We start from the raw sequence: 18,283 nt of genomic DNA on the forward strand, positions 1-18,283 counted from the left end.
GTTTGTCAATCGATGTGGCAAGCTGAAAAATAACGGGCACATGTGTGACGTTTAAACAGTTGACGGTTAGTGGGGTTCGAGCTTCTGGGGAGTGCTGCCATGTCATTTCAAACAGTTCCGGCGCCATTGCGTCAGACGGACGCGGACTTTATTCAAAGTCCTTCAATCACACCGAAACGATCTCAGATCTATTCGGGCGTTTTCAAGGGTGTATTAGACGTCGCTATTGTTCTGATCGCCGCACCGGTCGTGCTGGTTATCGTGGCGATTTTGGCGGTTCTCATCGCCAGTGATGGGGCGTCGCCGTTCTACGCCCAAGACCGTGTTGGCAAGAATGGACGCATCTTCCGGATGTGGAAACTCCGCAGCATGGTCGTCAACGCCGACGCGCTTCTCGAGAGCTATCTCGCAGCCAATCCTGCGCGTCGTCTCGAGTGGGACCAACATCAGAAGTTACGTCACGACCCGCGGATCACCCGGATCGGTCGGATGATCCGCAAGACATCGTTTGATGAGTTGCCGCAACTGTGGAACGTGCTGATTGGCGATATGTCCATCGTCGGCCCGCGCCCGATGATGCCCTGCCAAAAAGCGCTCTATCCCGGTCGCGGCTACTATGCCCTGCGCCCCGGCATCACGGGCTACTGGCAGATTTCCGTGCGCAACGAGAGCAGTTTTGCTGACCGCGCGCAATTTGATACAAAGTATCTGGACGAGGTGTCGCTCTGGACTGACCTGCGCGTCATGGTCTGCACATTCCGCGTGGTTCTCACCGGCACCGGCTGTTAAGCGACTGCACAGATTGCCCGCGCTGGACCTGATCCCGCGCGGGACAATTGTACCCGGACTGGCGCATTGATGCACCTTGCGGCCAAAATCCCGTCGTAAAAGCGCGAAATTGTTGAAATTTATGGGCTTTGGTACATAGGCTGGCCCTACTAGGCGGCCCCTGAGGGCCGTGCCGCACTTTGCGGCAAGACCAGCGAAACAGTCAACGAGGTGCCCGGCGCGTCATGCCCAATGCTACGGCCTATCTGATGCTTGCGGCCTGGCCGTTGATTACGCTGGCGATGTTCCGGTGGTGGCCGATCGAGCGCGCTTTGATCTGGTCGCTCTTGGGCGCCTATATGGTCCTGCCGCCGCCGCCCGCCGCCTTTGATTTCCCCCTGATGCCGCCCTTGACCAAGGAATCGCTGCCCAGCCTTGCCACCTTTGTCATTTGCCTCATTCACGCGGGCCGACGTGTGCCGCTCCTGCCGCAGAGCGTGCCGGGGCGTGTCCTCGTCGCGCTCTTCATCCTCAGCCCGGTGGCCACGGTCCTCACCAATGGCGACCCGGTGTTCTATGGGCGCATCGGCCTGCCTTCACTGGGGCTCAAGGACATGGTGGCGCTCGTCCTTTTGCAATTCATCCTACTCTTGCCGTTTCTCCTCGCGCGGCAGCATCTGGCCACGCCAAAGGGGCTTCGCGAACTGGTGATGGCGCTGATGCTGGGCGGGCTGATCTATTCCCTGCCCATGCTGCTCGAAGTGCGGCTTTCGCCCCAACTCAACATCTGGATCTATGGGTATTTCCAGCACAGTTTTGAGCAGATGATGCGCTCGGGCGGGTTCCGGCCCATCGTCTTCATGTATCACGGCCTCTGGGTCGCCTTTTTCACCGTCATGGCCATGACCTGCGCCATTGCGTTGGCGCGCGAGGCGGATGTGCGGCGGCGCGTCTTCTACCTCATGGCGGCGCTCTATCTTGGCGGCGTGCTGGTGCTCTGCAAATCGCTGGGTTCGCTGATCTATGGCGTCTATCTGGCCCCATTGGCGCTGTTCCTGCCCACTCGGATGCAAATCCGCATCGCAGGGGTCATGGCCGTGATGGCCATCAGCTATCCTGTGCTCAAGGGGGCGGGATTGATCCCGGTCGACTGGATTCTCGAACAGGCCGCCAAGGTGGACCCCGACCGCGCCAATTCCCTGCGCTTCCGCCTCGATAACGAGGATATTCTGATGGAGCGCGCCCTTGAAAAGCCGCTGTTTGGCTGGGGCAGTTGGGGACGCAACCATATCCTCAATCCCGTCACCGGCATGATCGAGACCGTAACCGACGGGCGCTGGATCATCCTCATCGGCATTTTCGGCTGGGTCGGGTATCTCGCGGAATTCGGTCTCATTACCCTGCCTATCCTGATGCTGTGGCGCTATGGCCGCCGTCTGGACAATGCTGCCCATGTGCGTCTGATCGGGCCAGTGGCGCTCTTGCTCGCGATCAATCTGATCGACATGCTGCCCAATGCCACGCTCACGCCGCTGACATGGCTCTTTGCCGGCGCGGTGCTGGGCCTCGCTGAGGCGGCGCGCCATCAGCGCCCTGTCGCGTCCTGCCGCCGCCCGCTGGGCTGGCGTCCGATCATGTGAGACACCCCTGATGACCCGCCCCCGCGTGCTGGCCATTGCCGAGGCCGCCAATCCCGAATGGGTCAGCGTGCCGCTGGTGGGCTGGTCGCTGGCCACCGCGCTGCGTGACGTGGCCGAGGTTCATATCGTCACGCAGGTTCGCAACCGCGACGCATTCTTGCGGGCGGGACTCATCGAGGGCGAGGACTTCACTGCCATCGATTCCGAGGCGCTTGCCCGCCCCCTCTGGGCGCTTGGTGAGCGGCTGCGCATGGGGCAGGGCAGGGGCTGGACGACGCTGCAACTGATCAACGCCATCAGCTATCCGTGGTTCGAGCATCTTGTGTGGCGACAGTTTGGCGATGCCATCCGCGCCGGGCACTATGACATCGTTCACCGCATCACCCCGCTCAGCCCGACGATTTCCTCGTCGTTGGCGGGCAAATGCGCCCGCGCGGGCGTGCCCTTTGTCCTTGGGCCGCTCAATGGCGGCGTGCCATGGCCCGCGGGCTTTGACGCCGAGCGGCGGCGCGAGCGCGAATACCTCAGCTACCTGCGCAGCGCCTACAAGGCGCTTCCGGGCCGCGCCGCGACCCTGCGCCATGCCGCCGCCATCTTTGCCGGCTCACGCCATACCCAAGGAGAAATGCCCACTTTTGCGCGCGCCAAAACCGTCTATCTGCCCGAAAACGCCATCGACCCCGCCCGCTTTTCCCGCATCGCCACGCCCGCCCCGGATGGCCCCCTGCGCGCCGCCTTCGTCGGGCGACTCGTGCCCTACAAAGGCCCCGACATGCTGATCGAGGCGGCAGCGCCGATGCTGCGCGCCGGGCGTCTGCACCTTGATCTGGTGGGCGACGGGCCGATGATGCCCGCCTTGCGCGCGCAGGCTGACGCCAATGGCGTGAGCCATGCCATCACCTTTCACGGCTGGCTGGAGCATCGCGCCGTGCAGGACGTGCTGGCCACCTGCCACCTCTTCGCCTTCCCCTCGATCCGTGAATTCGGCGGCGGCGTCGTGCTCGAGGCGATGGCCTTGGCCGTGCCGCCGCTCATCGTCGATTACGCAGGCCCCGGCGAGTTGGTCACAGCCGCGCGCGGGCTAAAGGTGCCCTTGGGCAGCCGGGCCGAGATCATCGCAGGTTTTGCCACGGCGCTTGAGGCGCTCAGCCACGACCGCGCCGCCCTCGCCGCCATGGGGCAGGCGGGCCGCGCATGGGTGCTGGAACAGGCCACATGGGCCGCCAAGGCGCAACAGGTCCGCGCCGTCTACGACGCCCTGCTGGCCAAGGCCCCGATGCCCGAGGTCTTCGCCGCATGAGCGCCGCCGCCTACCGCCCCGAAATCGACGGGTTGCGCGCCATCGCGGTGCTGTCCGTGGTGCTCTATCACTTCGGGATGCCGGGCATTCCCGGCGGCTTTGTCGGCGTGGACATCTTCTTTGTCCTCTCCGGCTTTCTGATCGGCGGCATCCTCTGGGCGGACCTGCGCGAAACCGGGCGCATCCGCTTGGCCCGCTTCTACCTGCGCCGTCTGCGCCGCTTGGCCCCCGCCTATTTCGCCATGGCGGCGGCAACGCTCGCAATGGGCTGGCTCATCCTCTTGCCGTTCGAGTTTCGCGAATTCGGCAAATCCCTGATCGCCGCCACGGTCTATCTCTCGAATATCCACTTCTACCGTGAAGCGGGCTATTTCGACAGCGCGTCCGAGGAAAAGCCGCTTTTGCACACATGGTCGCTGGCGGTCGAGGAACAGTTCTACATCGTACTGCCTTTCCTTCTCTTGGCTCTGGTCCGGTGGCGGCCCACGCTGCCCATGATCCTTGCGGCCCTCGCCGCGCTCTCGCTCGCCGCTTGCCTCTGGCTCACGCCCCGCTCGCCCACGGCGGCCTTTTACCTCTTCCCCTTTCGCGCGTGGGAGCTTTTGGCAGGTGTCCTTCTCGCCATCGCGGCGCAGGAACGCAGGGCGCGCTTTGCCCTCCACCCCGCGCTCTCTTGGGCCGGTCTGGCGCTCCTTCTCGCCAGCATTACCCTGATCCGGGCAGACGGATTTCCCGGCTGGCAGGCGCTCTTGCCCGTCGCGGGCACGCTTCTGATCCTGATGAATGGCCGCGATGCCAACCCGGTCAACCATGCACTGATGCACCCGGCCCCGGTATTCATCGGCCTCATCTCCTATTCGCTCTACCTCTGGCACTGGCCGGTGTTTGTCCTCTCCTCCTACTGGCGCGATGGCTACGCGGGCCCTCTCGAGGCGGCGGCTTGGCTCACCCTCGCCTTTGCCCTCGCGATCCTCTCTTGGCGCTACATCGAACGCCCCGTGCGCCAGACGCAGGGCGGCACCCGCGCGCTCGTCTCGGGCACAGTTCTGGCCTCATTGGCGCTGCTGGCCGTGGGTCTGCTCCTCTGGCGCGGCGATGGATTGCCCACCCGCTTTGCGCCCGAACTACGCACCCATATCGCCGCCTCCGGTGATTTCAATCAGGACTGGTCGCGCTGCACCGTCCCCACCACCGGCCCCCTTGCCGGGGTCGAAACCTGCCCCATCGGCCCGGATGGGCCACCGCAAGTGCTGATCTGGGGCGACAGCCACCTGCGCGCCATCAAGGAAGGGCTGGAGGTGGCCGCTTATGCCGCCAACCGCCCCGCGCTCATCCTCTGGCACGCAGGCTGCCCGCCGCTCTTTGACGTGGCCAAAGCCGAAACCGCTGTCACCCCGGCGCAAGACGCCGCCTGCACCCGCGCCAATCAAACGATCCGCTCCGGCATCGCCCAAATGGACAGCCTGCATACCCTCCTCCTCGTCGGTCGCTGGTCCTATTACGCCGAAGGGCAGGGGGTGGGGCTCGACGCCCACAATCGCATCACCCTCACGCCGCTGCCCGACAGCCTCTTGCCCCAAGGTCCGCAACACACGCTCTTCACCGCGGCCCTCACTCGCACCATTGCAGAACTCTCCCCGCAATTCCCCCGCATCCATATCCTGCGCCAACCGCCCGAGGTGGCGGAGTACGATTCCCGCGCCGTGGCCCGCGCGCTGGTGCATGGCCGCATGGGCGTGGACGACACGACCCGCCTCACCGTGCCCCGCGCCTTGGCCCTTGCCCGCGCTGCCCGCGCCGAGGCGCCGCTGATGGCGCTTGCACAGTCTGGCGCGATTGCCCTCATCGACCCGTGGCCACGCCTCTGCGATGCCAGCACCTGCAGTGTGATGCAGTCCGGTCAGGCGTTCTATTTCGACAACAACCACCTCACCAACCGCGCCGCCATCGTCCTCAGCGATCTTTTCGCCTCTGTCTTCGAGGCCCCGCAATGACCGCCGAGATCCGCAACGCCCAATGGGATGTGATCGTCATCGGCACCGGCATGGGCGGTGGCCTCATCGGGCGCAGGTTGGCCGAGCGCGGGTTAAAGGTGCTTTTCGTCGAGAAAGGACCCCAAGGCTACCGATCCGAGCGTCAGGGCCTCAATCCCGAAATGGTCGATCCCACCGCCCGCCAATTGCGCGGCTATTGGCCCGGACCGATCAGGGCGCAGATCAATGGCCGCGCGTCGGAATTCTTTGGTCCCATCGGGGCCGGGGTCGGCGGCTCGTCGGTGTTCTACGCCGCCACGCTGGAACGCCCCGAACGCCACGATCTCGAGGCGACAGAGACCCGCCCGCACCCCACCGGCGGCTGGCCCGTGGGCTTTGATACGATGCGCAACTGGTATGCAGAGGCCGAAGACCTCCTGCATATCTGCGGTGACCCCGATCCGCTCTCGCCGGAGCAAAACACGCCGCTGCGCCCCGCGCCGCCGCTCTCCGCCCCCGATGCCGCCCTCATGCAGAGCCTGCGCGCCGCAGGGCTGCATCCCTATCGCCTCCATGCCGCGATCCGCCATGTGCCGGGCTGCCATGAATGCCTAGGCGTCAAATGCCCCAAACCCTGCAAGATGGATGGCCGCTCTGCCGGGGTGGAACCGGCGCTTGCCACCGGCAACGCGGCCCTCTTGGACCGCGCCGAGGTGCGCCGCCTTTGCGGCACGTCCCAGACCATCACCCATATCGAGGTCACACGCGGCGGCGAAACCTTCACGCTCACCGCGCCCCAAATCGTGCTGGCCGCCGGTGCGCTTGGCTCGCCCCGCCTGCTTCTGGCCTCCGCGTCTGAGGTCTGGCCCGAGGGCTGCGCCAATGGCTCCGGCCTTGTGGGGCGCAACCTCATGTTCCACCTCAATGAGATTTTCGCCCTCTGGCCGCCGCGCCGCACGCCCGACAGCGGCCCGAGCAAGGCCATCTCGCTGCGTGATTTCTACCTCAGCGACGGGCAGCGCTTTGGCACGGTGCAGTCGATGGGCATCGCGGCGGGCTATGGCGAGATTGTGCATACCTTGAACGGCATGTTCGACCGCTCCGCGCTGCGCCATCTGCGCCCCTTGCGCCACCTCACCCGCCTGCCTGCGGCGCTTGCGGCGCGGATATTGGGGCGGGCGCAGGTCTTTGTCGGGCTGATGGAGGATCTGGGATACTCTGAGAACCGCGTCACATGGGACGCGCGTGCGCCTGATGCCATTGACATCACCTACACGCTCCACCCCGAGTTGCTCGCGCGCCGCCGCGCCTTTCGCCGTGCCATCCGCGCCGGGATGCACGGCCATCGGCGACTCTTTCTCACCCATACGCCAGAGTTGAACTTTGGCCATCCCTGCGGCACGCTGCGGTTCGGCACCGATCCCGCGACCAGCGTTCTTGACCCCGAGTGTCGGGCGCATGGGCTGGACAATCTCTATGTGGTGGATGCCTCCTTCATGCCCTCGTCCATGGGCGTCAACCCGAGCCTCACCATTGCCGCCAACGCGCTGCGCGTGGCCGAGGTGATCACTCGCCGCAGAAAGGCCACGACATGAGGCTCTCGGACGGTATAGCCATTGTCACCGGCGCAGGGGGCGGGCTGGGGCGCGCGCTCGCCCTGGACCTCGCGGCGCGCGATCAGCGCGTCGTGGCCCTTGGCCGCGCGCCCGAGGGGATTTCTGCGACCGCCGCGTTGGACCCAAGCGGCCGGATCACGCCGATCACCGCCGATGTCGCGGACCCCCAGGCCCTGCGCGCAGCCTTTGCCCAGATCACCCAAACCGCGCCGGTGACGCTGCTGATCAACAACGCCGCCATCTACCCGCGCCGCGACTTTCTCGCGGAAACACCCGAGAGCTTCGCCGAAACCATGGCGATCAATCTTGGTGGCACGGTCGCCTGCACCCGGCTCGCTCTCGACAGCATGGTCGAGACCGGCTTTGGCCGCATCCTCAATGTCTCGACCTTTGCCGATCTGGCCCCCTTGCCCGCCTCTTCGGCCTATGCGGTGTCCAAAGGGGCCGGGCGCATTCTCACCCGCGCGCTTCTGGCCGACCTTGCCGACCGCTTTCCGGGCATTGTCCTGACCGACTGGATGCCCGGCATGCTCGCCACCCGCATGGGCGTGGCCCATGGGCTTGACCCGGCTCAGGCCGCGCGGTGGGGGGCGGCGCTTGCGCTCTGGCACGATCCCACGCTCAATGGCACGGTGTTCGAGCAGGATCGCGAAATCCTGCCCGCGCGCGGCCTCAAAGGTCGGATCAAGGATGCGCTCCTCTTGCGCCGCCGCCACCCGCGCGTGATCCAAGCCTGAGCGTTACCGGCAATAGGGCCCGTTGCCATGTTTGGCGGTGTCGAAATGCAGATGGTCCCGATGGTGCCGGTCCGAATTCGGCCCCAGCACCGTGCCGAATGTCCCGCAGGCCTCGCCATGGACGCGCTTTAGGATGCGCCCCTTGTGCCCGCTGTTCCAATCCCGCAGCACCGAGATGTCCGAGCCATCCTTCAACTTCAGCGCCGAAATGTCGATTGCCTTGCCGCGCCCATGCTCGGAAATGCGCGCGCCGGGTTGGCTGTTGCGCGTGCGGCAGACGTAATGCGCCGGCACCTGCAACCCCGTCAGACCGCCGCCCATACGCCCGACCGCCGGCTTGGCGCTGCGCTTGACCCAAGTTCCAAGCGCCCGCGCGGTGGGGCAATCCAGCGTCGCCGCTTGGCTCAGCCGCACGCCATGTACGGATTCAAGCCGCACCGCGCGGTCCACACCACAGCCATTCACCTCGTTGTGTACAAACCCCGAGACAGACCCGATCAAACCCGGATCACCGCAAATCCCACCCCCCCGGCTGACCTCGTCATTGTCGCTGCGCCCGCAGCCCGAGGCGATCAGGCTCAGCCCCATCGCCATGCCCAGAACCGCGCGCCTCATGCCTTCGTCGCCCGTCCGAAATCCGGCGCCGCGGTGTCTTGCCCTGCCTCGATGATGCCCCGCCGTATCGCGCGCGTGCGGGTGAAATAGGCGTGCAGATGCTCCCCGTCGCCGATGCGAATGGCGCGTTGCAGCGCAAAGAGCTCCTCGGTAAAGCGGCCCAGAATTTCCAATGTCGCCTCCTTGTTGTTGAGAAACACATCGCGCCACATGGTCGGATCACTCGCGGCAATCCGGGTGAAATCCCGAAACCCGGCGGCGGAATACTTGATCACCTCGCTATCGGTCACGCGGCGCAGATCGTCGGCCACGCCGACCATCGTATAGGCGATGAGGTGCGGCGCATGGCTTGTCACTGCCAGCACAAGATCGTGATGCTCAGCGTCCATTTCATCGGTGTTCGACCCAAGCGCCTGCCAGAACCGCTCTAACCGTTCAACCGCCGCCCGGTCGCTGCCTTCCTGTGGCACGATCAGACACCAGCGATTGTCAAAGAGTTCGGCAAAGCCCGAACGTGGCCCCGAATGTTCGGTCCCCGCCAGCGGATGCGCAGGCACGAAATGCACGCCCGCCGGGATATGCGGCCCGACCGCTTCGATCACGGCCTTCTTGACCGATCCCACATCGCTCACCGTGGCACCGGGTTTGAGCGCACCGGCAATCTCGGTGGCAACCGCCCCCATCGCCCCCACCGGCACGCAGAGCACCACCAGATCGGCACCCTCACAGGCCTCTGCCGCGCTGTCACAGACCCGATCACAGAGGCCGATTTCGCGCGCCACATCCCGCGTGTCAGATGAGCGGGCATAGCCCGTCACCTCTCCGGCCACGCCCGCGCGTTTCATCGCCCAGAACATCGAACTTGCAATCAGCCCCAGCCCGATCAGCGCCACCCGGTCATAGATCTGCGCCATCACCGGACCCCCTTGAACTGTCCGATCGCATGCACGACCCGGCGACAGGCGGATTCCTCGCCCACCGTGATCCGCAACCCTTCGGGAAAGCCATAGCCGCCCACCCGGCGCACGATGATCCCATCGGCGCGCAACGCTGCATCACAGTCCGCGGCCTCGTCCTCCGTGTCAAACCGCGCCAGCACGAAATTGGCATGGCTCTCATCAACCGCGACGCCGGTCTCGCGCAACGCCTCGGTCAACCACGCACGGTTGCGCATCGTATCGCTCACCACCTTGCTGAGCCAGTCCTGATCCCGCACCGCCGCCTCGGCGGTGGCGAGTTGCGTGGGCGACAGGTTAAAGGGCTGGCGAATACGGTTCAGCACCTCGATCATCGCGGTTTGCGCATAGCCCCAGCCGATCCGAAGCCCGCCCAGACCATAAGCCTTTGAAAAGGTGCGCGTCATAATGACATTGTCGCGCGCCTCGACCAGTGCCACACCGCCGTCATAGCCTTTGGCAAACTCGGTATAGGCCCCGTCAAGCACCAGAATGGCCCCTTCGGGCAGGCCATCCGCCAACCGCGCCACTTCCGCCTCGGGCAGAATGGTGCCGGTCGGATTGCCGGGGTTGGCGATAAACACGATCCGAGTCCGGGGCGTGCAAGCCCCCAGTATCGCATCCACATCCACCACGCGGTCACGCTCGGCCACACAGACCGGCGTGGCGCCGACCGCATGGGCCAGAATGGGATACATGGCAAAGCCGTGCTCGGTGTGGATCACCTCATCCCCCGCCCCGGCATAGGCCTGCGCCACGAACTGCAACACCTCATCCGATCCCACGCCACAGATCACGCGCTCGGGGTCCAGCCCGTGCACCTCGGCAATGGCTTCGCGCAAGTCCGCATGGTCGGTGCCGGGATAACGGTGCAGCGTCGCCGCAGAGCGCGCAAAGGCCGCCTTGGCCTTGTCCGAGGGGCCATAGGGGCTCTCATTGGCCGAGAGTTTCAGGATCTCGGATTTGCCCGCAATCACGGCCTCGCCACTCTTGTAGAGCGCGATTTCCATGATGCCCGGCTGTGGCGTGATCTTGGTCATGTCATTCCCCGTGTGTCGCATGAGGTTCTAGCTTTGGTGCCCCGGCTTGACCAGCACCAAAAGAAAAAGGCCGCGGCGGTTCCCCGTCGCGGCCTCTTCGTTGCATTTCAGAACGCTTAGTTCTGCGCGTAGAATTCGATCACGAGGTTCGGTTCCATTATCACAGGATAGGGCACATCCGACAGGCCGGGCTGACGGACAAAGGTGGCCTTCATCTTCGAATGATCCGCGTCAATGTAATCGGGTACGTCCCGCTCGGCCAATTGCACGGCCTCGAGAAGAACTGCGATCTGCTTGGAACGGTCCCGCACTTCGATCACGTCACCCTCTTTGACACGGTAAGAGGGGATGTTCACGCGGTTGCCGTTCACGGTCACATGGCCATGGTTCACGAACTGACGGGCGGCGAACATGGTCGCCACGAACTTGGCGCGGTAAACGACCGCGTCCAACCGGCGCTCCAACAGACCGATCAACGTCTCGCCGGTATCACCCTTGATACGCTCGGCTTCGGCAAAGATGCGGCGGAATTGCTTTTCGGTCAAATCGCCGTAATAGCCCTTCAGCTTCTGCTTGGCGCGCAGCTGCAGACCAAAGTCAGAGACTTTGCCCTTGCGGCGCTGACCATGCTGGCCGGGGCCATATTCACGACGGTTGACGGGGGATTTCGGACGGCCCCAGATGTTTTCACCCATCCGGCGGTCAATTTTGTACTTGGCAGACGTGCGTTTTGTCACGGCTGATCTCCTTCATATATAGCGAAGGGCGTTGTCCTCTGCGTCCCGGCACGTTCCGGTCGGCCGACAGGCTTCCTCTTGCGAGGTCCACCAACACCAATGAAGCCGCGCTTATACAGGCTGCGGGCGCACTGTCAACCACCCGTCCGTGCCGTCATCTGGCCCGCATTGTGTCTGGGGCGTTCCCGATACGTCTCCCGCTTCTCAGGCGGCCTCATGCGCAAGTATCGCGGCCTCTGATCCATTCAGGCACCGTCGGGCAAAGCCGCCGTAGAGATTCGGCTCATATTCCAGATTGGGGTTGATCGCCAAGAGCCGCGCCCGGTCTGCATCGTCAAGTGTCGAAAGCGCCGCGCTTGCCGGATGAAAGCTCTCGGTTTCGACGCCATTCGCCCAGATGATCTGATGGTGCGGCAAGAGCAGGTGGATATAGGTCACCTCGCGTGATCCCAGATCGACGGTCACCGTGTCATTATTGACCAGATCACGTGCCATCACCAAAACCTCGGGCGTATTGAAGAGCGCGCGCGCGACGTCGCCCCGCACCAGCATTCGGTGCTCCGGGCTGACCAGCAGTTCCGCATCGGGACGCCCCATGCCAAGCGCGCCGGCTCGCAGCCGTATAGGTCTGAGGCGCGGCATCGCAAACAGGCGCGCGCCTGTCATCCGGCGACTGCCGATCCATTGGATCTGTTCGGCCCCGTTGTCGCGGGTCTGCACATGGTCGCCCTCGCGCAATTCCTCAACCAGACGCGGGCCTTCCGGGGTCTCGATCCGCGTGCCGGGGGTGAAACAGATAACGCCGCCAGAGGCCGGTCCGGTCGAGGCCCCGCGCATCCCCTCAAGCGAGTGATGCACGACCCACATTTCCCGATCGCGCGGCGGAATATCATCGTGGAACATCAACAAGGGCGGCGCCCCGATGCCTACTTCGATGATCGTCACGGTATAGCTGCGCGTGCCATCGGTGATGACAAAGCCCAGATCCATCAGCGGCTCGTCCATGTCCCATTGGCCCAAGTCGCGTGTGTTGCTCAACGCGGCGCCCACCAGGCGCCGCACCATCCGTGCCGCACGTTTGCGGTTCACGGTTTCCCCTTCCGCCATATCAAGCCGCAACAGCTCGTTCGGCCCATCGACACGCACCGCATCGCCCCGCCAAGACCACGTGTGTCCCACCGAAAGCGACTGCACTGGCGCAGCCGATACCCCATCCAATTCCGTTTGCGACCAGGAAATGACGAACGTGCCTCTAAAGCCCGTCCCCATAACTCTGACTGCCTGCCTCTTCGTTTCTTTTTTTTATCGCTTTTTATTGTCGTAAAGGTAGCAAAGGCGAATCAGTCTGAAAAGCCCTTGATTGTATTTTTGTCAGAACCGCAGCTTGAACTGCACAGCGCCCAGAAATTGCCCCTCGCGCTGCTCGTCGAATTCCTCGCTCAGCCATGTCAGACCGTAAAAGAGCGCAGCCCCGTTGCGGTTCTCCCAATGCAGGCCTGCCCGCACACGGGTGCGGTCCTCGGTCAATGTGACACCGCTGCGCGCAGGCAGGTAATCGCTGTCGTCGACATAGGCGATATCCGCCCCCAAAAGGAATGCCGTGCCCGCCTGTTCGGCCCGCACCACCCGGTAGCGATGGCCCGTGACCGCGTCGCGCACCAGCAATTCGCCCTGACCGATGCCACCGAATGTGATGTCCGCCCCCGCCCGGATCAGATCCTCGACCCCCAGCCGCGCTTCGGCAAAGGGCCGCAGGCGCGCAAAACCCAGCTCAAACTCACGGCTCGCTTCGAACACACCCGAGGGTCGGATCGCATCATCGATCTGGTTGCGCTTCACTTGTCGGCTGACGTCGCGCCCGCCTACAAACCCGTGTAAAAAGTCTTGGAAGTCATCGAGCTGTGTTTGTGATCCGGTCACGATCAGATCAGCCCCAAGCGCATAATCCACCTGCCGTTTCTGGAAATGCGTATGCAGACCAAAGCCGAGCGCGCCCACATAGGGCCGATCCAGCGGGGCGGGGCGGCTCAGGTTTTCGGGTGCGATGATCTCGCCGTGAAACCGGAATTCGAGCAATTGCCCAAACCGCTCCGGGGCGTGTCCCTGCCAATCAGGCCCCCAGACCCGGCTTGACGTGATTGACCCTGTGCGCCAGCGATCATCCGTGTCCCCCAGAACGTCGTTGGTAAACAAGAGACCGTAGCCCAGTCTATGACGTCCTTCGGACTGCGCCAAGGCGGCCGTGGTCACGCCGATCAGGCCCAGTATCGCCGAGAGGGCGATGGCGAAAATGCGTGTCATTTGTCACGTTCCCCATGGTGCGCCCCCCGGCAATGTCTGCTTAACAAACCCTCAGACAAATTGACCAGCGAAACTTTAGCATTCCGCGAAACCGTGGCGCAAATCCCATGGTAGGCCGTTCAGAGCGCACGCATCCAGACTTGCAGGTCATGCGCGCTCTCCTCCGCTGCCCCAATCTCGGTCCAGTCAAATGAGGCCACAGCACCGTCAAGGGGCGCATAGCCGCGCTTGCGCCAGAACCCATCTAGCGGCTGATAGCCCTCGGGTCGCGCCGGGTGATCCTTGGGGCGCACCACCGAACAAAAGGCGGCAAAGTCGCGGTTCAGCGCCCGCGCCTGCGCCTCGCGCAGATCGAAAAAGCGATGCCCAATGCCGCGCCCACGATAGGCGGGCAAGAGAACGCTCTCAGCGCAATAGAAAATCCGCTCCAATGCGATCCCACTCTCGGCAAAGGCCGCGCCGAAATCGCCCGCATGATCCTCCATCGGTGTGCCGGTCGCGGCCCCAATCAGGTCATCGCCGTCATAGGCCCCCACCAGAATGGCATCCGCGCTCTCGCGGTAAACCTGAAGATACCGCTCCTCATAGGCGGCATCGCCCTCGTAGAGATAGGGATAGGCGCGAAAGACCGCGATCCGGAGACGCGCCACATCGGGCAGGGCGCGTGCCAGCGCCACCCCCGTCAGCCGCTCGACACGGATCATGCAGAGACCTGTTTCACCCAATCCGCAAGGTTGTAATAGGTCACGACGCGCGTGATCAACCCATCCTTGAGCGTAAAGAACGATCCGGCGGGCAGGACATAGGTCTGCCCCTTCGCCTCTGGCAGCCCCTCATCCGTTTCCAGATAGGTGCCATTGACCACAAATTCCGCCGCCGCGCGCGTGCCGCCTTCGGCGTCAAAGATCACCATATCGGTCAATTCTTCGCGGTAGCTTCGGCTCATGTGATCGCAAAAGGCGCGGAACAGGTCTTTACCCTCGCGGACCTGTCCCTCGTTCACATGATGGCGCACATCGTCGCTCAGGCAGGCCAGCATGCCGGGGGTATCGCCCCGGTTGAAGGCATCGAAATAGGCTTTGACGGTCTCGTTCATAAATCCTCCCGGGGTGGTCCCCAACGGTCCTGCAAATGCCCGATGATCTGATCCCGGGTCTGACGATAGGCATCCAACCGCGCCTCGCGGGTCTGCGCAAGGCCGGTGGGGTCCATGATCGGCCAGTAAACGACATCGAGGTGAAAAAACCGTGTCAGTTCCAGCGCTCGCCGCTGGCTCGCCGGGCTCAGCGCCACGATCAGATCAAAAGACGACAGATCATCTCCCCAGTCTTCCATCTCGTCAAAGCTGCGGCTGCGGTGACGTTCCAGTTCGACACCCATCTCGCGACAAACCGCGATGCTAAAGCCGTCGATCTCCATGTCATTCTTGACGCCGACGGACTGGACATAGGTGTCAGCGCCGTAAAACTTCTTCATGATCCCCTCAGCCATCGGCGAGCGAACCGCATTGTGATCGCAACAGAACAGCACCGACTGCGGCAGTGGCTGCGGCATGCATCAGCCCCCGAAATGCAGCACGCAAATCAGCGTGAAGAGACGCCGCGCGGTGTCATTGTCGATCTCGGCCTTGCCCTCCAGCCGCTCGGCCAGCACCCGCGCCCCCTCGTTGTGAATGCCGCGCCGTGCCATATCAATAGTCTCGATCTGAGAGGGCGGCATATTCTTGACCGCATCGAAATAGCTCTCGCAGATGGCCCAGTAATCCTTCACCACCTGCCGGAACGGGCTCAGTGACAGATGAAATTCTGCCGCGGGTTGATCGGATTCGGTGCGGATGTCGAACACCAGCCGCTTCTCGCGGATCGCCAATCCGACGCGATAAGGGCCATCGGGAACCACCCGGTCGTCACGATTGGGCAGCGAGAAACTGTTTTCCTCGATGAGATCGTACATCGCCACCTTGCGCTCCTGCTCGATCTCGGGCGTGGGCGGGGGCAGGTTGGCATCATCCAACTCGATATGGCATATCCGGCTCATTGTTTTACTCGTGCTGCATCTTTTACCCGTCCCTAGCGCAGCGCGGCCTTTTGGGCAATCACCGCGGCCTTTTGCGGGACGCTTCTGCGCGTCGCGTCACCTGCCCGCCACGCTTGCCGGGAAATCGCCACGATTTCTGGTCAAATGATCACAATATCGCCTTGTTGCATTGGCATATTGTCCCCAAATCGGCAATAATATCAAAAAGCAGGCTAAGCCGACCTTAAGAGTGTCCCGTTATAATCGGGAAAGCAGGTATACCGAGGCGATTGAATGCTCGAGTTCGAGAATGTCAGCAAGTCCTTTTGGACAGGCACACAGCGCAAGGTCATTCTTGATCAGGTGTCGTTTCGGGTTGAACTTGGGCATAGCCTGGGCATCCTCGCGCCCAATGGTACCGGCAAGACGACCTTGATCAACATGATGGCCGGATTGGAAAAACCGGATGAGGGCGTGATCCGGCGCGGGTGCCGCATCTCCTTTCCGCTGGGATTCATGGGGGGGGTGATGAACCGCCTCTCGGCGCTGGACAACTCCCGTTATATCGCACGCCTCTACGGGCTTGATCCCGACTATATTGAATCCTATTGCCGCTGGCTCTGCGGATTGGGCGAATATTTCGACCAGCCGCTCGGCACCTACTCCTCGGGTATGCGTGCCCGCTTCAGCTTTGCGCTGATGCTGGCGCTTGATTTTGACATGTATCTGATTGATGAGGGGATGCCGGGCTCTACTGATGTAGAGTTCAACCGAAAGGCGGGCGATATTCTCAAAGAACGGCTACGCACCACCACCGTGATCATCGTGTCGCATGATCCAAAGGTGTTGGAAAAATTCGCCCGCTCGGCGGCTGTGCTGATGGGCGGCAAACTTTATATGTTCGACTCCTTGGAAGAGGCAAAAGAGCTTTATGATTACGAAACCCAAGGCTAGAAAATTCCGCATCCGCCGTAGCCCGGCGCCGCTAGCGCCGCGCGTGGCCACAAGCTCCGACGCGCAGTTGGCCCATGCGGCACCGCACGCCGTCGCGGCTGCCACGGCCGAGCCTCTTCCCCTCCAGGCGGGGCAGATCGCCTCGGCGCGCGAAACCTCGACCAGCCAGAATATCGACGATATCCGGCGCGAAGGGCTGACGGGGCGCGAATTGCGAATGGCCCGGCGACTGGCGCAGAAATACGGACTCGCCCCCACGTCGGATTTCGACGCCGTGCGCCTCTTGCGGGCGCGGGGCATCGACCCATTTCAGCGCGCCAATATCCTTGAACTGGTGGCCAGTGACGGCGGCACCCCGCCGCCGCCGCCCAACGCCCCCGGCGCGGCCCCCGCCTCGCCCTCCAATGGCCGCGTGCAACTGCCGCAGACCGTGCCCGCAGGACGCCAGACGCTGCCCTCCACCGACGTCAACCCCGCCGACCGCCGTGCTCAGGAAATCATGGCCATCCAACGCGACATTGGTCGCCGCCGCCGTCGCAAACTGATCCTGCTGTTCTCGCGGCTCGCGGCCTTCGTCCTGCTGCCGACCATCTTGGTGAGCTATTATTTCTATGCCATCGCCACTCCGATGTATGCCACCAAATCCGCCTTCCTCATTCTCTCGGCGGATGGTGGTGGCGCCAGTGGTGGCGGTCTTGGCGGTCTCATTCCCAGCCAATTCGCCACTGGTCAGGACGCCATCGCGACGCAGGAATACCTTGAGTCCAAGGATGCGATGCTGCGCCTCGACGAGGAACTCGGCTTTCTCGCGCATTTCAGTCAGCCTTGGATCGACCCGCTACAACGGCTCGACCCCGACGCCAGCCACGAGGTCGCCTACAAACTCTACCGCAAATACGTCAAACTGGGCTACGACCCCACCGAAGGCGTGATCCGGATGGAGGTTTCTACCGCCGATCCCGCCGTCAGCGCTAAATTCTCGGAGCGGCTGATCAAATATGCCGAGGAACGCGTCGATGACCTTAGCCGAGAGAAACGGCAGGATGCCGTCAGCACCGCCGCCGACAGCCTCGATCAGGCCAAGATCGAACGCCGCGCCGCCCAACAGATGCTGGTGACCCTGCAAGAGGACAGTATTCTTGACCCCGAGGGTGAGATTGCCAGCATCCGCAACCTGATCGGCACCGTTGAGTTGCAGCTTCAGGAAAAGGAACTGGCTCTCAACATCCAGATGAACAACGCACGCCCCAACGGCGCCCGAGTTGAGGCGTTGCAAAGCGAAATCATGATCCTCAGCGCCGAACTCGACAAGCAAAAGCGCCGCCTGACAGACGCCACGGCTGGCGAAAGCTCGCTCGCGTCCAAGACCGCTGCCATCCAGATGGCGCAAGCCGACCTCGCCACAGCCGATCTCGTGCTGCAATCCGCACTCGAGGCAAAACGCCAGTCCGAGATCGAGGCCAACAAGCAAGTGCGCTATCTCACCGTCAGCGTGCGCCCGCTCGCTTCGCAGGATTCCTCCTATCCGCGCGCCTTTGAGAATACGATACTGGCCTTCCTGATCTTTTCTGGTATCTACCTGCTCATCTCGCTTACAGCGTCCATTCTGCGTGAACAGGTGTCTTCCTGA

The 18,283-nt window shown here is 63.2% G+C and carries 18 protein-coding genes; 8 read left to right on the forward strand and 10 right to left on the reverse strand.

Annotated elements, in window-relative coordinates; all coding sequences use genetic code 11:
* The first annotated feature begins 99 nt into the window (after nt 1–99).
* The 6 genes from ACSSVY_RS06970 (at nt 100) to ACSSVY_RS06995 (ending at nt 8,034) form a co-directional block, all read left to right on the forward strand.
* The gene (locus tag ACSSVY_RS06970; RefSeq protein ID WP_454268687.1) at nt 100–789 is read left to right on the forward strand and encodes a sugar transferase; all 690 of its coding nucleotides are present in this window, start codon (nt 100–102) and stop codon (nt 787–789) included.
* 224 nt (nt 790–1,013) lie between these two features.
* Nucleotides 1,014–2,408 (forward strand): hypothetical protein, encoded by a 1,395-nt coding sequence (locus ACSSVY_RS06975; protein ID WP_454268688.1) that lies wholly within the window; start codon nt 1,014–1,016, stop codon nt 2,406–2,408.
* A gap of 10 nt (nt 2,409–2,418) precedes the next feature.
* On the forward strand, nt 2,419–3,708 hold the full coding sequence (locus ACSSVY_RS06980; protein WP_454268689.1) for a glycosyltransferase family 4 protein: 1,290 nt from the start codon (nt 2,419–2,421) through the stop codon (nt 3,706–3,708).
* Nucleotides 3,705–5,702: an acyltransferase family protein gene (locus tag ACSSVY_RS06985; RefSeq protein ID WP_454268690.1), complete on the forward strand. Its 1,998-nt coding sequence runs from the start codon at nt 3,705–3,707 to the stop codon at nt 5,700–5,702. The genes ACSSVY_RS06980 and ACSSVY_RS06985 overlap by 4 nt, the downstream gene beginning before the upstream one ends.
* Nucleotides 5,699–7,276 carry a GMC oxidoreductase gene (locus ACSSVY_RS06990; protein WP_454268691.1) on the forward strand — a complete coding sequence of 526 codons (1,578 nt, stop codon included), beginning with the start codon at nt 5,699–5,701 and terminating at the stop codon, nt 7,274–7,276. The genes ACSSVY_RS06985 and ACSSVY_RS06990 overlap by 4 nt, the downstream gene beginning before the upstream one ends.
* Nucleotides 7,273–8,034, forward strand: a complete 762-nt coding sequence (locus ACSSVY_RS06995; protein WP_454268692.1) for an SDR family NAD(P)-dependent oxidoreductase — start codon at nt 7,273–7,275, stop codon at nt 8,032–8,034. The genes ACSSVY_RS06990 and ACSSVY_RS06995 overlap by 4 nt, the downstream gene beginning before the upstream one ends.
* A gap of 3 nt (nt 8,035–8,037) precedes the next feature.
* Here ACSSVY_RS06995 and ACSSVY_RS07000 read toward each other — a convergent pair whose 3' ends face one another.
* The 10 genes from ACSSVY_RS07000 to ACSSVY_RS07045 all read right to left on the reverse strand — a co-directional run bounded on the left by ACSSVY_RS07000 (nt 8,038) and on the right by ACSSVY_RS07045 (nt 15,720).
* Complete coding sequence (locus tag ACSSVY_RS07000; RefSeq protein ID WP_454268693.1) at nt 8,038–8,649, reverse strand: extensin-like domain-containing protein; 612 nt, start codon at nt 8,647–8,649, stop codon at nt 8,038–8,040.
* Complete coding sequence (locus ACSSVY_RS07005; protein WP_454268694.1) at nt 8,646–9,563, reverse strand: prephenate/arogenate dehydrogenase family protein; 918 nt, start codon at nt 9,561–9,563, stop codon at nt 8,646–8,648. Before ACSSVY_RS07005 ends, ACSSVY_RS07000 begins: the two co-directional genes overlap by 4 nt.
* A complete protein-coding gene (gene hisC, locus ACSSVY_RS07010) occupies nt 9,563–10,645 on the reverse strand; it encodes a histidinol-phosphate transaminase (RefSeq protein WP_454268695.1) in 1,083 nt (360 codons plus the stop codon). Before hisC ends, ACSSVY_RS07005 begins: the two co-directional genes overlap by 1 nt.
* 116 nt (nt 10,646–10,761) lie before the next feature.
* Nucleotides 10,762–11,382, reverse strand: a complete 621-nt coding sequence (gene rpsD / locus ACSSVY_RS07015; RefSeq protein WP_009817659.1) for a 30S ribosomal protein S4 — start codon at nt 11,380–11,382, stop codon at nt 10,762–10,764.
* 204 nt (nt 11,383–11,586) lie between these two features.
* Complete coding sequence (locus tag ACSSVY_RS07020; RefSeq protein WP_454268696.1) at nt 11,587–12,651, reverse strand: Hint domain-containing protein; 1,065 nt, start codon at nt 12,649–12,651, stop codon at nt 11,587–11,589.
* Nucleotides 12,652–12,753: 102 nt separating this feature from the next.
* The gene (locus tag ACSSVY_RS07025) at nt 12,754–13,683 is read right to left on the reverse strand and encodes a lipid A-modifier LpxR family protein (RefSeq protein WP_454268697.1); all 930 of its coding nucleotides are present in this window, start codon (nt 13,681–13,683) and stop codon (nt 12,754–12,756) included.
* 119 nt (nt 13,684–13,802) lie between these two features.
* Nucleotides 13,803–14,387 carry a GNAT family N-acetyltransferase gene (locus ACSSVY_RS07030; RefSeq protein ID WP_454268698.1) on the reverse strand — a complete coding sequence of 195 codons (585 nt, stop codon included), beginning with the start codon at nt 14,385–14,387 and terminating at the stop codon, nt 13,803–13,805.
* Nucleotides 14,384–14,779 (reverse strand): ketosteroid isomerase-related protein, encoded by a 396-nt coding sequence (locus ACSSVY_RS07035; RefSeq protein ID WP_454268699.1) that lies wholly within the window; start codon nt 14,777–14,779, stop codon nt 14,384–14,386. The genes ACSSVY_RS07030 and ACSSVY_RS07035 overlap by 4 nt, the downstream gene beginning before the upstream one ends.
* A complete protein-coding gene (locus ACSSVY_RS07040) occupies nt 14,776–15,237 on the reverse strand; it encodes an arsenate-mycothiol transferase ArsC (RefSeq protein WP_454268700.1) in 462 nt (153 codons plus the stop codon). Before ACSSVY_RS07040 ends, ACSSVY_RS07035 begins: the two co-directional genes overlap by 4 nt.
* A gap of 3 nt (nt 15,238–15,240) precedes the next feature.
* Complete coding sequence (locus tag ACSSVY_RS07045; RefSeq protein ID WP_454268701.1) at nt 15,241–15,720, reverse strand: UPF0262 family protein; 480 nt, start codon at nt 15,718–15,720, stop codon at nt 15,241–15,243.
* A 273-nt stretch (nt 15,721–15,993) separates the two neighbouring features.
* Between ACSSVY_RS07045 and ACSSVY_RS07050 the strand changes: the two genes are divergently transcribed.
* Both ACSSVY_RS07050 and ACSSVY_RS07055 read left to right on the forward strand, forming a co-directional pair.
* A complete protein-coding gene (locus ACSSVY_RS07050) occupies nt 15,994–16,653 on the forward strand; it encodes an ABC transporter ATP-binding protein (protein ID WP_454268702.1) in 660 nt (219 codons plus the stop codon).
* The gene (locus tag ACSSVY_RS07055; RefSeq protein ID WP_454268703.1) at nt 16,631–18,283 is read left to right on the forward strand and encodes a capsule biosynthesis protein; all 1,653 of its coding nucleotides are present in this window, start codon (nt 16,631–16,633) and stop codon (nt 18,281–18,283) included. Before ACSSVY_RS07050 ends, ACSSVY_RS07055 begins: the two co-directional genes overlap by 23 nt.

This window comes from Roseovarius sp. MBR-51 (genome assembly GCF_053628575.1).